General features: G+C 73.3%; 15 protein-coding genes. 6 read left to right on the forward strand and 9 right to left on the reverse strand.

Features of this window, described 5'->3' with window-relative positions; all coding sequences use genetic code 11:
• Positions 1-16: 16 nt before the first annotated feature.
• Positions 17-556, reverse strand: a complete 540-nt coding sequence (locus tag ACZ7LE_RS14355) for a hypothetical protein (protein ID WP_470403928.1) — start codon at positions 554-556, stop codon at positions 17-19.
• 155 nt (positions 557-711) lie between these two features.
• Here ACZ7LE_RS14355 and ACZ7LE_RS14360 point away from each other — a divergent pair, with 155 nt between their 5' ends.
• The gene (locus ACZ7LE_RS14360) at positions 712-1524 is read left to right on the forward strand and encodes an NAD-dependent epimerase/dehydratase family protein (protein ID WP_470403929.1); all 813 of its coding nucleotides are present in this window, start codon (positions 712-714) and stop codon (positions 1522-1524) included.
• Positions 1525-1534: 10 nt separating this feature from the next.
• On the opposite strand, the gene ACZ7LE_RS14365 is transcribed toward ACZ7LE_RS14360, so the two are convergent.
• A complete protein-coding gene (locus tag ACZ7LE_RS14365; protein ID WP_470403930.1) occupies positions 1535-2317 on the reverse strand; it encodes an SDR family oxidoreductase in 783 nt (260 codons plus the stop codon).
• An 88-nt stretch (positions 2318-2405) separates the two neighbouring features.
• On the opposite strand from ACZ7LE_RS14365, the gene ACZ7LE_RS14370 reads away from it, so the two are divergent.
• Positions 2406-3353 carry a DUF2797 domain-containing protein gene (locus ACZ7LE_RS14370; protein ID WP_470403931.1) on the forward strand — a complete coding sequence of 316 codons (948 nt, stop codon included), beginning with the start codon at positions 2406-2408 and terminating at the stop codon, positions 3351-3353.
• A gap of 58 nt (positions 3354-3411) precedes the next feature.
• Here the strand turns inward: ACZ7LE_RS14370 and ACZ7LE_RS14375 are convergent, their stop codons facing one another.
• Complete coding sequence (locus ACZ7LE_RS14375; RefSeq protein WP_470403932.1) at positions 3412-4155, reverse strand: hypothetical protein; 744 nt, start codon at positions 4153-4155, stop codon at positions 3412-3414.
• A gap of 25 nt (positions 4156-4180) precedes the next feature.
• Positions 4181-4753, reverse strand: a complete 573-nt coding sequence (locus tag ACZ7LE_RS14380) for a CGNR zinc finger domain-containing protein (protein WP_470403933.1) — start codon at positions 4751-4753, stop codon at positions 4181-4183.
• Positions 4754-4850: 97 nt separating this feature from the next.
• Here ACZ7LE_RS14380 and ACZ7LE_RS14385 point away from each other — a divergent pair, with 97 nt between their 5' ends.
• From ACZ7LE_RS14385 to ACZ7LE_RS14395, 3 genes are all read left to right on the forward strand, one after another.
• Entirely contained in the window at positions 4851-6143 is a 1293-nt protein-coding gene (locus ACZ7LE_RS14385; protein ID WP_470403934.1) for a Bcr/CflA family efflux MFS transporter, read from the forward strand.
• A 199-nt stretch (positions 6144-6342) separates the two neighbouring features.
• Positions 6343-7551, forward strand: a complete 1209-nt coding sequence (locus ACZ7LE_RS14390; protein WP_470403935.1) for an MFS transporter — start codon at positions 6343-6345, stop codon at positions 7549-7551.
• A gap of 103 nt (positions 7552-7654) precedes the next feature.
• Positions 7655-8098: a hypothetical protein gene (locus ACZ7LE_RS14395; RefSeq protein ID WP_470403936.1), complete on the forward strand. Its 444-nt coding sequence runs from the start codon at positions 7655-7657 to the stop codon at positions 8096-8098.
• A 42-nt stretch (positions 8099-8140) separates the two neighbouring features.
• Here ACZ7LE_RS14395 and ACZ7LE_RS14400 read toward each other — a convergent pair whose 3' ends face one another.
• The 4 genes from ACZ7LE_RS14400 to ACZ7LE_RS14415 all read right to left on the reverse strand — a co-directional run bounded on the left by ACZ7LE_RS14400 (position 8141) and on the right by ACZ7LE_RS14415 (position 10507).
• A complete protein-coding gene (locus tag ACZ7LE_RS14400; protein WP_470403937.1) occupies positions 8141-8593 on the reverse strand; it encodes a hypothetical protein in 453 nt (150 codons plus the stop codon).
• Entirely contained in the window at positions 8586-9044 is a 459-nt protein-coding gene (locus ACZ7LE_RS14405) for a DUF4259 domain-containing protein (RefSeq protein ID WP_470403938.1), read from the reverse strand. Before ACZ7LE_RS14405 ends, ACZ7LE_RS14400 begins: the two co-directional genes overlap by 8 nt.
• A gap of 28 nt (positions 9045-9072) precedes the next feature.
• Entirely contained in the window at positions 9073-10041 is a 969-nt protein-coding gene (locus ACZ7LE_RS14410) for a phosphotransferase (RefSeq protein ID WP_470403939.1), read from the reverse strand.
• A gap of 82 nt (positions 10042-10123) precedes the next feature.
• The gene (locus ACZ7LE_RS14415) at positions 10124-10507 is read right to left on the reverse strand and encodes a MerR family transcriptional regulator (RefSeq protein WP_470403940.1); all 384 of its coding nucleotides are present in this window, start codon (positions 10505-10507) and stop codon (positions 10124-10126) included.
• 65 nt (positions 10508-10572) lie between these two features.
• On the opposite strand from ACZ7LE_RS14415, the gene ACZ7LE_RS14420 reads away from it, so the two are divergent.
• The gene (locus ACZ7LE_RS14420) at positions 10573-12117 is read left to right on the forward strand and encodes a SulP family inorganic anion transporter (protein WP_470403941.1); all 1545 of its coding nucleotides are present in this window, start codon (positions 10573-10575) and stop codon (positions 12115-12117) included.
• A gap of 152 nt (positions 12118-12269) precedes the next feature.
• Here the strand turns inward: ACZ7LE_RS14420 and ACZ7LE_RS14425 are convergent, their stop codons facing one another.
• Positions 12270-12890 carry a hypothetical protein gene (locus ACZ7LE_RS14425; protein ID WP_470403942.1) on the reverse strand — a complete coding sequence of 207 codons (621 nt, stop codon included), beginning with the start codon at positions 12888-12890 and terminating at the stop codon, positions 12270-12272.
• Positions 12891-12935 lie beyond the last annotated feature (45 nt).

Consider the following 12935-nt stretch of genomic DNA (forward strand, 5'->3'; position numbering starts at 1 on the left):
TCCGAAAGTGATCGACTCAGCCGTGCGCGAGCAGCTTGAGCCCCACCACGCCGACCGCGAGCGCCGCGAGCACACCGAGCGCCAGGATCCGCGCGAGCCAGGGCAGCTTCGTGCGGCGGATGCCGAGCCAGGCGATGAGCACCAGGGTGGCGATGAACACGCCGACGCCCACGCGCAGCGCGGTCGTCACCTCCCACCAGCCGAGGCCCGCGGCGGCCAGTGCGAGCAGCGGGATCACGAGCGTCAGGAGGGCGCCGCCGCTGGTCCGGGTCATGGCGCCGAGGTGGTGCCGGTCGGGGAACCCGCCGTGCGCGGCGAGGTGGGAGATAAGCTCGGCGAGCCAGGCGGCGGCCACGGTGCCGACGGCGGTGATGGTCAGCGACGCCGCCGCGGTCCCGGCCCCGAGCCCGTGCGCGTGGGCCAGCAGGGTGAGGATGACGGCGAGCGAGGCGAACGTGACGTAGACGCGCTCGCGCAGTCGCTCGGCGAGGTCTTCCCGCTCCTCGGGGGTGATCGTCTCGGGATCCGGGTGCGGGGCGCGGCGCGAGGTGCTCATACGGCCATTCTCTCGCGCCGGCCCCGAACCAGCCCCGTGCCGCCCTCGAACCCATCCGGTGCCGCTCGCGCGTGTCGCCGCAGGTCGGCGCGGTCGTCCGCCGTGAAATCCCCTACCCTCTCGTCAGAACGCCGACCGGACGAGGGAGCCCGAGCATGTCGAACGACGCACCGCAGGTGGTCGCGATCACGGGAGCGGCGGGCCGGATCGGCCGCGCGGTCGCGCCCCTTCTCCGGCGCGAGGGCCGGGAGCTGCGCCTGCTGGACCGGGCGGTGCCCGCCGAGCGCGACGACCGCGACGTGTGGTTCGCGGGTGACATCACGGACCCGGCCACCCTGGACGACGCCGTCCGGGACGCCGACCTGGTGGTGCACCTCGCGGCCCACCCCTGGGAACGGCCGTGGCCCGAGATCCTCGCCGTCAACATCGACGGCACCCAGAAGGTGCTCGACGCCGCGCACCGCGCAGGCGTCCCGCGCGTGCTCCTGGCGAGCACCATCCACGCCGTCGGCTACGCGACGCCCGACGAGGCCGGCGCCGCCGACGTGCTCGTCCCGCGGCCCGACACGTTCTACGGCGTGAGCAAGGCGGCCGGCGAGGCGCTGGGCAGCGTCTACGCCGACCGCTTCGGCATGACGGTCGTCAGCGCGCGGATCTGCGCCTTCAGCACCGACGTCCGCGAGGGCCGGTCGGTCGCGGAGTGGCTCTCCCCCGCCGACGCCGCCCGCCTGGTCGAGGCCGTCGCCGCCCTGGACCGGCCCGGGCACCACATCGTCTGGGGCGTCTCCGACAACGCGCCCGGCTGGTTCCCCCTCGGCCCCGGGCACGCGATCGGCTTCCACCCGCAGGACGACGGGGTACGCCGCGCGACCGAGCGCGACGGCGTCGCACCGCCCGTGCCTGAGCGTGAGGGGGCGCTCGCGGGCATCTTCGCGGACGACGACCACCCGCTGGGCGGCGAGTGGTGACCTGCCGACCTCAGCCGTGGGCGGCCATGCGGGCGGGCCGCTCGGCCCCGCCCGGCCAGTCCCGCAGCGCCGTCGGCGCGATGCGGGCACCAGGTTCGGGCAGGAGCGCGCGGCGGTCGACCACCCCACCGAAGTAGGTGGCGTCCGGGTCGCGGACGACGGCGTGGGAGGCGCCCAGCCGCGACAGCGCCACGCGCACGAAGGTGTCGAGCTCGTACTGGTCGGGGCCGGCCAGGTCGAGGTCGGTCATGCCCGGCGGCGCGCTTACGAGCCGAACGAGCTCGGCGGCGACGTCCAACCCCGCGACCGGCTGCACCAGCAGCGGGGTGATCAGGGCGGGCCCGCCCTCCGGTGCCGTCGAGGCGCGGGCGATGGCCGGGGCGAACTCGAAGAACTGGGTCGCGTGCAAGATGGTGCAATGCGCGTCGCCGCCGCGGACGGCGTCCTCCAGCCGCACCTTGGCCGCGTAGAACGGGACGTCGGGCGCACGGTCCGACCCCACGATGGACAGCATGACGTGGTGCCCCACGCCCGCCTCGCGCTCGTACCGCGTGACGTTCTCCCCGGCCCGCCCGAAGAACTCGTCGATGCGGGCCGGGTCCAGCGATCCGGGCTTGGCGGTGTCGACCACCACCCGGGCGCCGTCCAGCGCCTCGCCCAAGCCCTGCCCCGTGACGAGGTCGACGCCACTGGCGCGCGACGCGACGCGAACGTCGTCGCCCCGCGCCCGCAGGAGCCGGACCACCTGGGCGCCGATGGTGCCGGTGCCGCCCAGCACAACGATCGTCGTCATCGTCGACCCTCCCTCCGGCCGTGCACAGAAACCCATCGTGTACCCGGGAGGCGGTGATCGGCTTGTTGTTCGGCTCTAGAGTCGGTCCGTGTCCGACGCACGCACCCCGCCGAGCGCCACCCCGCCCGCCTGGCGGCCGACGGGTCTGGCCTGGGCCGATGGCGCCGCGGCGCTGGAGTGGCTCTCCCCCGCCGGTGCGACGCGGCGCAGCCCGCTGGACGTCGGGGCGCGGCTCGGGCTGCGGGTCGGCGCCGACCGGCGGTGCCTCGGCCTGTGGTGGGACGGGCGCCGGGTCCCGTGCGTGGCGGGAGTGCGGATCGACGCCGCGGCGAAGTCGGGCCAGTGCGAGTCGTGCGCCGCGATCGCCCGCACCCGGTCCGTCGCGACCGACACCGCGCTGGACGATCCCCGGGAGTTCCGCGTCTACCTCGCCCACCACGGGAGCGTGATCAAGGCGGGCATCACGGCGTCAGCGCGCGGACCGGCCAGGCTGCTGGAGCAGGGCGCGCTCTCGTCGGTGTTCCTCTCGGCGGGCACGCTGGTCTCGGCCCGGCGGTGCGAAGCCCTGCTGACCACCGCGCTCGGCCTGCCGCAGCAGGTGCACACCGCGCGCAAGCGGGCGGCCCGTCGGGCACCGGGGACGACGGCGGCGCGCGCCGCCGAGCTGGCCGCCGTCGTCGGGCAGGCGGCCGGGCTGGACTGGCCGCCCGGGCAGGCGTGGGCGCCGACTCGCCCCGCCGACCATGCCCCGGCCTACGGCCTGCCCGAGAGCGGACTGACGCCCGCCCGGCAGCTCGACCCGCTGCGCCCGGGGACGACGGTCACGGGCGAGGTGATCTGCCGGATCGGGCGGGACCTGTACCTGAGCGCGCCGGAGCGGACGACGCCGGGCGGCGTGCTGCTGGTCGACACCGGGCTGCTGGAGGGCTGGGACCTGACGCGGGCTGACCCGGCGGCGCCGGGGACGGCGAGCACCTCCGTCGTCAGCACGCCGGGCGGTTCCGGTCCGGGGCCGGAGCAGGACGCGCTCTTCTGAGCCGGCACGCCGAGCCGATGTCGCGCTCCGAGGCGGCGCCGGTCCGGGGCCGCCGCCGTCAGAGCCGCAGCAGGTCCCGGGCGAGGCCCTCGCGCAGCCCCTCGGGCGGGTCCGCGTAACCCTCCTCGTACAGGGCCTCGGGGAACCCGCCGGCCGCGAACGCGGTGTTGAGGTCGTCCACGAACCAGAGCGTCGGGCCAACCAGCCCGTCCACGCCGACGCCCGGGAGCTGGATCCCATACGGACCGTCGCCGCTGATGTTGGCCTTGTGAAGGGCGTCGGGGGCGAAGTCGAGCTGGAACGGCTGGGCGTCGTCGTCCTCGTCGGCGTCCTGCTGCCAGTTCTGCCACTCGTCCGCGTAGTACTCGCGGGAGCCGCCGCCGTAGAAGCTGTGCTCGAACTCGACCACGAGCGGGTCCGCGAGCACGCTCTCGGACCACCGCGGATGCTCACCGACGAGCCACACGTCCCCGACGTGGCGGATCCACGCCGACACCGTCATCGGGAAGGGCGCGAACGTCTCTTCCAGCCAGTCGGCCAGGTCGGCGGCGCCGTCCGACGGCGGGAAGTGGGCGGGGCGAGGCGTGGCCTCGTCGTCGTTCTCGGTGGCGACAAAACCGTCGGCCTGGAGCCGGTCGACGATCGTCTCCACGTTCCGGCGTGCCCGCGCCGCCATCTCGCGGGCCACGGCCTGGGCGTCCTCGCGGTGCGGCTCGTCGAACGCGGTCACGCCCAGGGCGCGCAGGTCGCGCCACACGTCGTCGTGCTCCCCGGCCTGGTACCGGGCGAAGTAACTGGTCACGGGAGGAATCCTGGCAGAACCCGCGCTACGCCTGCGCCCGGTCCGCCGACCGCCGCCGCATCTTGATGTAGTTGCCGCAGCCCGCCATGGAGCACCAGCGCCGCGCGTGGTTGCGGGAGGCGTCGTAGAACGCCCAGCGGCAGGTGTCGCGCGCGCAGACCTTGAGTCGTTCCCACTCACCGGCCGCCTCGCTGCGCCGGACGGCGTCGAGCACACCGGCGATCCCCCGCTCGAACGCGCTGCCCGGGGAGGTGAGCAGCAGCCCGCCGTCGGCATCGAACGAGACATGCAGCGGAAGGCGCGCGAGCTCGGCGTCGAGGGCGGCCCGGGCCGCGCCGCCGTCGTCCGCGTCGTGACCGGCATGTCCCAGCAGCACGGCACGCAGGCCCTCCCGGATCCGGTGCGCGGCGGCGACGTCGTCCGCCGTCATGCGGGCGCTTGCCGGCACGAGCCCGCGCGCGGCGAACCAGTCGCGCAGGGCGGTCGCGCTGCCGAGGCTCTCGGCGTCCTCCTGCGGCTCGTAGCTGTTCACGAAGTCGCGCACGAGCCCGGGCGACGGCGGCGCCCAGGTGTCGAAGCCGTTCTCCTCGAGCTGCATGACACCAGCGTAATGGCTTGACCGGTGTCGCGGGGATGGGCAACCATGACACCGGCAAACGCCAGACGGTGGTGTACAACGATGTGCAGGGGGCACGATGACGAACGCGGCGACGGTGCGGCGCACAGGACTGCTGATCGTGGCGCTCGGGCTGCTCACGACGCTCGGCCCGCTGTCGATCGACCTCTACCTCCCCGCCTTCCCCGCGCTGCGGCGGGAGTTCGGCGCGGACGACGGCGCGGTTCAGCTCACGCTCGCCGGCATGACCGTGGGTCTCGCGCTCAGCAACCTGGTCACGGGTGCGTGGAGCGACCGGGTCGGACGACGCCGGCCGCTCCTGCTCGCGTCCGCCCTGCACGTGGCGGTGACCCTCGCGTGCGCCGCAGCCCCGACGCTGGAGGCGCTGGCCGCGCTGCGCGTCGTCCAGGGCGTCGCGGCCGCGGGCAGCTCGGTGCTCGTCCTGGCGATCGCGCGGGACGTCAGCGACGGGCCCGGGCTGGTGCGCCTGGTCTCGCGCATCACCCTGATCACGACGACGGTGCCGCTGCTCGCGCCGGTCGCGGGTGCTGCGCTGCTGCTGCTGGTGGGCTGGCGCGGGATCTTCGGGGTGCTCGGGGCGTTCTCGGCGGCGGTGCTCGCGGTGACGGCGGTGGTGGTGCCGGAGACGCACGGGGTGCGTCGGGGCGGCTCGGCCGACCGAGACGGTGCGACGCACCGCGCCGACCGCGGCACGCGTGCCCGCCTCCGCGCCGTGCTCCGCGACCGTGGCTTCCGCACCGCGACGGTCCTCGGCGCGATGACCTACGCCGGCGTCTACGCCTACGTCGCGGCGTCACCGCTCCTGCTGCAGGACGTGCACGGCCTGACCGCCGGCCAGTTCGCCGCCGTGTTCCTGGCCAACTCGCTCGGCCTCGTCGTCGGGGTGCAGGCCAGCGCGTCGCTGCAACGGCGCCGTCCGAACGCGCCCGTACTGATCGGGTTCGCGGCGCTGACCGCCGTCGCGGCGCTGGCGATCGTCCCGCTGGAACGCGCCGACGCCGGGCTGCCGGGCCTGCTCCCCTGCCTGTGGCTGTTCGTCGCCGGCTGCGGCGGCTGCTTCGCCGGCGCGGCCGGGCGCGCGCTGCGCGACCAGTCCGCGCAGGCCGGCACCGCGACCTCCTTGTACGGTTTCGGCACGTTCGCCGCGGCGGGGCTCATCGCCCCGGTCGCCGGCCTGATCGGCCTGCACGACGCCGCGCCGATCGCCGGCGTGCTGACCGCGACGGCGCTCGTCGGGACGGCGTCGGCGGTGCTGCTGCGCCGTCTGGACCGGCGGGCGGTACTGCCGCTCGGCGGTGCCGCCGGGTCGGACGCCGGGGACACGGGCTCGGCCGGACGCGGGCGGGTCTGACCGGCCTGACCCGCCCGGCCACGCAACCGGCTCTGTCCCTTCGAACCGACCTCGTCCGGCCGGCCTCGCCCGCCCGGACGAATCCGCCCGACTTCGTCCGCCCCAACCCGACCCGACCTCGTCCGCCCAGCCACGTCCGAATCGACGTCGCACCAGCCCGTCACGGGCCACACCCTCAACCCGACTGGAGACCCGCACCGTGTTCGACCTGCCCGAGCTTCGCCGGCACATCCCCCTCGCGGTCGCGCTCGGCGTGGACTCGATCGGCACCGGCATCAGCGGGCCGCTGCTCCTGCTGTTCCTGACTCGCGTCGCCGACATCCCGCTGCAGCAGGCCGGGCTCACGCTCTCGGCGACCTTCGCCGTCGCGCTGGTGGTGCCCGCGCTGGTCGGTCAGGTCGTGCCCCGGCTGGGCGGGCGGAACATCCTGATCGCCGCGCAGGTGCTCCAGGCGGCGGGGCTCGGCGGGCTGCTGATCGCCCGCGACCTCCCGGCCGTCGCCGCCTGCACCCTCGTCGCCGCGATCGGGCAGCGGGCGTTCTGGTCGTCGGTCTTCGCCGTCGTCGCCGACGCCTCGGACTCCGGCCCCGCCGAGGACAAGGACCGCTGGTTCGCGTTCACCAACATGGTGCAGGCCACGGGCTACGCGCTCGGTGCCCTGACGGCGGGCGCCCTGCTGCTCATCCCGGGCGACCTGCCGTACCTGCTGGCGATCGGCACCAACGCCGTCTGCTTCGTGATTTCCGCGGTGCTGCTCCTGGGCGACCGTTCGGGCCGGCGGGCCGGCGCCGCGGACGCCGCCCCAGTCCGGGCCCACCGCATACCGACGCTCCCGTACCTCGGCCTCATCGGCGTGGCCTCGCTGTTCGCGTTCTGCAGCACGATCCTCGGATCAGGCCTCGGCGTCTACGTGGTCGACGGGCTGGCGGCGCCCGCGGCCGTCGTCGGACCGCTGCTCGCGATCAACACGATCCTCAACGCGCTCGGGCAGGCCCTGGCGGTCCGGCTCACGCGCCGCCGCTCGCGCGTCACGGTCATGGTGATCGCCGGGGTCATCTGGTCCGTCTGGGGTGTCTGCACGGCGGCGCTCGGCCTCGCGCCCGCGAGCCTGATCGTCCCCGGCCTGGCACTGTCGGTGCTGGTCTACTCGGTCGCCGAGCTGCTGCACGGCCCGCGCTCGATCGCCTACGCCGCCGACGCCGCGCCGCCCGGTCAGCGCAGCACCTACCTGTCGTGGTTCCAGTACAGCTTCGCGCTTGCCAACATCGCGGCCCCGGGCGTCTTCGCCGCCACCTTCGGCGTGGACCCGGGCCTGCCGTGGATCGTCACGTCGGTGGTAGCGCTGGTCGCCTGCGTGGGGCTGGTGCTGGTCGCGCGAGCGCTGCCTCGAGAGGCGGCGCGGCCGTGACGCGTCGAGCCGTGGCCCGGCCCACGCGTCGATCCTGACTGAGAACGGACCCACGGCTGGCGGCCGTGCCAGGCGGACGAGACCTCGCGGTACGGTGCGCACCGTGAGCCTGCTTCTCGACCCCGACTACAACGTCGTGACCTACACCTGTGACTGCGGAAACGTGCACGAACGAGTCACAGGGTTCGTCAACCACGAGACGATCGGAGCCTTCGCTGTCTTCTACGCCGACTGCGTGCACCACGGCGGGGAGCACGAGGCATACATCGATGTGATCCTCGACGACGAGTGGGACCCCGAGCACCCCGCCACGGTGGTCGGTGATCGTGTCACCTTCAGCTGCCGGTACGGCTTCATCGAGGGCCACGGCTACGCGTGCTCCCTCGTGACTCCTCCCGGCGACAGCTCGACCGCCTTCCGAGGAATTCAGCTCTCCCGTGAGGAGGCCCTGCAGCACGAATGGCTTCCGCGGTTCTGGGACGTCGTCGACCTGATCATCGAGAAGGACCCGACCGTGCGGAAGCACTTCGGTCTCGACCCTCACTGAGGACCTGGCGCCCGCGGCTCTCGCGCGGGCTCTCGTCGAGTTTCAGCCTGGACGGAAGGACAGCAGGTCGGACCGCATCCGCTCGGTCTCGGGCTGCGGTCCTTGGAACCGGTCCCGCGCGTCCAGCGCCTTGAGCACCAGCCCGCGGCCGACGTCGTCGATCTGGCCGGTCAGGCGCAGCAGCGCGAAGCCCGCGCCGATGACGATGTCGGCCAGGTCGACATCGCCCTCGTCAAGGTCTGCCGCCACCACCGGATTGATCGTGAACCACTCCGGGATCATCTGCGCCACTGTTGTCGCGCTGTCCAGTTCGTCGATCCGCTCCACCGACTCGGCGAGGATGTCCCAGCCCTCGTCGTTGCCGAACGGAGCGAAGTCGTCGGCGGGTTCGTCGTAGACCGGATCGCGAAAGTGGGCGGCGAACGCAGGGTGCTTCGGTCCGAGGTCCTCGTCGTCCGGTCCCGCCGTGTCCGTGGAGTCGAGGCGCTCAGTCATCGGAGCCCCCGCCCCCGGCACCGGCCAGCGCCGCCGTCCCCAACGCCTGCCGCAGATCCTCGATCGAGGCCTCGACCTTGCCGAGCCACTCGCTGAGCGACTGCTCGCTCGCCTCCTGCCACAGCTCGTACACCTCGGAGCCCGAGCCGAGCACCCGGTCCGTCTGCTCCAGCAGCCAGGCGGCGCGCTCGTCGTCGAGCACGTCGCGGGCCGCCTCCACCGCCTCGCCGTGCGGCAGCTCGCGGAGCCCACGCGCGGCCAGCGCCACCTCGATGAGCGCGAGGACGGCCGCACCGGCGTCGCTCTCGATGTAGTCGCCCCGCAGCTCGTCGGCGAGGTCGGTGAAGGAGAGGTCGCGGTCCGCGAGCGCCCCCAGCGTGTCCAGGGCCGCGTCGTTGCCCAGGATGTCAGTGCTCCATGTACCCATGGCGGGGAACTTACGCGGGGTCACTGACACTCCCCGGCTGCTCGGAACAGCCCTACCGCAGGAGCTCCCGCAGCCAGGCGATGCACGCCTCGGCCTGCACGCGCTGGAACTGGCGCAGGTGCGGGATGCCGGGCGGCGGCTCCTGCAGCGACCCGTGGACGAAGTAGGCGGTCAGCACCGCGACCTGTGTCGCGACGGCCTCGGGCTCGGTCCCGCGCGGGAGCGGCGTCCGGTCCAGCACCGCCTGCGGCGCGGGCCCGCCGAGGGCGTGCATGGCCGGCAGCATCCCGACGAGATCGATGAACCCGGCGCCTCGCGCCGAGTGCGGCCAGTCGACGACGACCCCGCGCGGCCGGTCGTCCGACCCGAGGACCAGCACGTTGTCCGCGCGGAAGTCGGCGTGCACCAGCCGGTCGCCCCCGGAGGCCTCGGCCTGCCGCTCCGGCGAGGCGACCTCCGCGATCAGGTCGACGTGCTCGGCGAGCCAGGGGTCGTAGGTCGCCAGCCCCTGCGGACGCTCGTCGGCCAGGACTTGCGCGTCGGGCCGCGGCTTGTCGGCGGAGTCGGGGAACACGCCGCCGTCGGGCGCCGGATGCTCGCCGATCTCGAGGGCGAGGCGGGCCAGCAGGTCGACGTCGTCCAGGTCCCACGGGTCGGTGCGCACCGCGCGCCCGTGCACGGGCTCGAAGGCGAGGACGGCCCAGGTGGGCGTGTCCGCGCCGGTGACGCCGCCGTCGTCCGGCACGTCGAGCGACCACCGGAAGGCGGGTGACGGGAGGGTCGCCGGCAGCCGCGCGGCCTTGACCGCTTCGTTCCGGTGCAGCCGCAGTGCCTCGGTCTGGTCCGGGGCGGCGGTCTTGACGAAGACCTGGCCGCGCTCGGTGGTGAGCACGCTGGCCAGGCCGGGCGAGTATCCGCCGTCGTGGGAGACCCAGGAGGTGACCTTCGCGCCCAGGCGGTCCTCGATCGCCGTCCTGATCGGGGCGGGCAGGTCGGGCCAGGTGGGGCGTACGCGGGTCATGCCAGTGCAGCCTGCCGGAGCGGTCAGCGCCGCACCAACGGAATTTCGTGACGACGCCGGGGCGGACGGCGCGGAAGCCGACTCAGAGCCCGCGCAGCAGGTCGATGAACTCGTCGGCCATTGCGAGCTTGCGCGCCAGGTCCGCGCGCCGCTCCTGGGCGCTGGTGACGTAGGCCTCCAGACGGGCGCGCGCCCCGGGGGTGTCGTCGTCGGCGAGGGAGTCGGTCAGGTCCAGGAGGTCCGCCATCTCCTCCAGGCTGAACCCCAGCGGCTTCATGCGCCGGATCAGCAGCAGCCGCTGCACGTCGGCCTCGGTGTACAAGCGGAAGCCGCCGTCGGTCCGGCCGGAGGGGCGCAGCAGGCCGACGTCGTCGTAGTGGCGCAGGGTGCGCAGCGAGAGCCCGGTCCGCTCGGCGACCGCCCCGATGTGGAACGTGACCTCGTCGGCCACCGGTCGCTGCACCATGGAGCCAGCCTCCCACATCCGGGCCACGCCAAATCTACCCTTACGTCAGGGTAGAGTTGCCGCCCGTGTCTCACACTCCTGCCGGCCCGCCCGGCTCCGCCCCGGTGACCGGAGCCCCCGAAGCAACCGCCTCAGGCTCGTTCCGCGCCGCCTTCAGCAGCGCCCGGACCCTGCGCACCGAGGTGCTGGGCGGTCTGGTGGTGGCGCTGGCCCTGATCCCGGAGGCGATCGCCTTCTCGATCATCGCGGGCGTCGACCCGCGGATCGGCCTGTTCGCGTCGTTCACGATGGCGGTCACCATCGCGTTCCTCGGCGGACGCCCCGCCATGATCTCCGCGGCGACGGGCGCCGTGGCCCTGGTGGTCGCGCCGGTCGTGCGCGAGCACGGGCTCGACTACCTGATCGCCACGGTCATCCTGGCCGGCGCGATCCAGGTGGTGCTCGGTGTGCTCGGCGTCGCGAAGCTCATGCGGTTCATCCCGCGCTCGGTGATGGTCGGCTTCGTCAACGCGCTCGCGATCCTGATCTTCCTGTCCCAGGTGACGCACCTGATCGGTGTGCCGTGGGTGGTGTACCCGCTGGTCGCGGCCGGTATCGCGATCATCGTGCTGCTGCCCCGGTGGACGACGGCGGTGCCCGCGCCGCTGGTCGCGATCGCCCTGCTGACGGCCGCCGTCGTCGTCGCGGGAATCGACGTGCCCACCGTGGGCGACGAGGGCGCGCTGCCCGAGTCGCTGCCGACGCTCCTCTTCCCGGACGTGCCGCTGAACCTGGAGACGCTGCGGATCATCGCGCCGTACGCGCTGGCGATGGCGCTGGTCGGACTGCTGGAGTCGCTGCTGACGGCGAAGCTCGTCGACGACGTGACCGACACCCACTCGAACAAGACCCGCGAGGCGTGGGGCCAAGGCGTCGCCAACGTCGTGACCGGGTTCTTCGGCGGGATGGGCGGCTGCGCCATGATCGGCCAGACCATGATCAACGTGCGCGCCTCCGGCGCACGCACCCGGCTGTCGACGTTGCTGGCCGGCGTGTTCCTGCTGATCCTCGTGGTCGGGCTGGGCGACGTCGTGGCCATGATGCCGATGGCCGCGCTGGTCGCCGTGATGATCATGGTCTCGGTCGGCACGTTCGACTGGCGCTCGATCACGACGCTGCGCCGCATGCCGAAGTCCGAGACGACGGTCATGCTCGCGACCGTCGCCGTCACCGTCGCGACGCACAACCTGGCCTACGGCGTGATCGTGGGGGTGCTGACGGCGACGGTGCTGTTCGCGCACCGGGTCGCGCACCTGGTGTCGGTCACGCGGCTGGATCCTTCTTCTGATGCTGTGGACGACGGCGGCGAGCGGGTCTACGCCGTGCGGGGCGAGCTGTTCTTCGCGTCGTCCAACGATCTCGTGTACCAGTTCGACTACGCGGGCGACCCGCAGAACGTCGTGATCGACCTGTCCGAGGCACATGTGTGGGACGCCTCGACCGTCGCGTCGCTCGATGCGGTGCGGGCCAAGTACGAGGCGCGGGGCAAGACCGTGAGGATCGTCGGGATGAACGAAGACTCGGCGGCGCGGCACGGACGGCTGGCCGAGGTGGTCGGGGGCGGGCACTGACCGGAGTGATCGGTGAACACGACGGTCGCCGCCATGCGCTTCCGCGGGATGGTGTGCGTGTGCGCGGCTGAGCCGATGTCCTGGGGCTGTCCGTCGGATGCCATGGTGGCGAAGGTAGACCTCGCCGGAAGCCGCTCGTCGGTGAGCGGCCCTCAGAAGACGGTGGCGGAGAACCAGTCGAACCCGACCTCGCCGTTGCGCTGGATGAGGATGCTCGCGAACCCCTGGTCCGTCGTCTTGACGCCGACGGGCACCTTGAGGGGGATGGAGCTCTGCCCCACGGTGAGCGCGGCCGGGCTGTTCAGGCCCGTGATGCGCACCGTGCCCGCCGAGAACACCTGGAGGGTGACGTCGACGGTGTGGGTCTGGTTCGGCGGAAACTTGAGCAGGTAGACGATGTGGTACGGGAAGTGCGAGGCGAAGCTCGGGAGCCGGTGGTACGGGGGTTCCGCCTCCGTGCTGATGAGGCAGTCCTGCACGTACATGCCGAGAATGCGTCCGCCCGGCAGGCTCCGCCGGGACTGCCGGGGGCCGAGGCGCCCGATCGGCGTGGCGTCGAGCGCGGCGGCGTCGTCCTCCTCGGCGAAGGTGGCGGCCAGGTTCGTGCCGTCCCGTTCGGCCTCGTAGAGGACGTCGCGTACCGGCAGGTCGTCCCCCAGGTCGACCAGCCCGGCCGCGTGGAGTCGTTCGAGGACGGCGCGGTCCGGGCCGGTCGCCGTGATGTCTCTCAGCTGCGTGAGGGGGTCTGTTCCCGCGCGGGTCTCATCAGACATGATCGCTCCTCGTCGAGCGTCTTCCGCGGGCCTGGTTGCCGCGGA

Source organism: Promicromonospora sp. NPDC110617 (genome assembly GCF_055598465.1).

What these genes read in the sequence shown, in the direction of transcription:
- ACZ7LE_RS14410 (WP_470403939.1), bottom strand. Translation starts at nt 10,041, where the DNA reads ATGACCCGCGTACGCCCCACCTGGCCCGACCTGCCCGCCCCGATCAGG.
- ACZ7LE_RS14360 (WP_470403929.1), top strand. Translation starts at nt 712, where the DNA reads ATGTCGAACGACGCACCGCAGGTGGTCGCGATCACGGGAGCGGCGGGC.
- ACZ7LE_RS14400 (WP_470403937.1), bottom strand. Translation starts at nt 8,593, where the DNA reads ATGACTGAGCGCCTCGACTCCACGGACACGGCGGGACCGGACGACGAG.
- ACZ7LE_RS14365 (WP_470403930.1), bottom strand. Translation starts at nt 2,317, where the DNA reads ATGACGACGATCGTTGTGCTGGGCGGCACCGGCACCATCGGCGCCCAG.
- ACZ7LE_RS14380 (WP_470403933.1), bottom strand. Translation starts at nt 4,753, where the DNA reads ATGCAGCTCGAGGAGAACGGCTTCGACACCTGGGCGCCGCCGTCGCCC.
- ACZ7LE_RS14415 (WP_470403940.1), bottom strand. Translation starts at nt 10,507, where the DNA reads ATGGTGCAGCGACCGGTGGCCGACGAGGTCACGTTCCACATCGGGGCG.
- ACZ7LE_RS14355 (WP_470403928.1), bottom strand. Translation starts at nt 556, where the DNA reads ATGAGCACCTCGCGCCGCGCCCCGCACCCGGATCCCGAGACGATCACC.
- ACZ7LE_RS14425 (WP_470403942.1), bottom strand. Translation starts at nt 12,890, where the DNA reads ATGTCTGATGAGACCCGCGCGGGAACAGACCCCCTCACGCAGCTGAGA.
- ACZ7LE_RS14385 (WP_470403934.1), top strand. Translation starts at nt 4,851, where the DNA reads ATGACGAACGCGGCGACGGTGCGGCGCACAGGACTGCTGATCGTGGCG.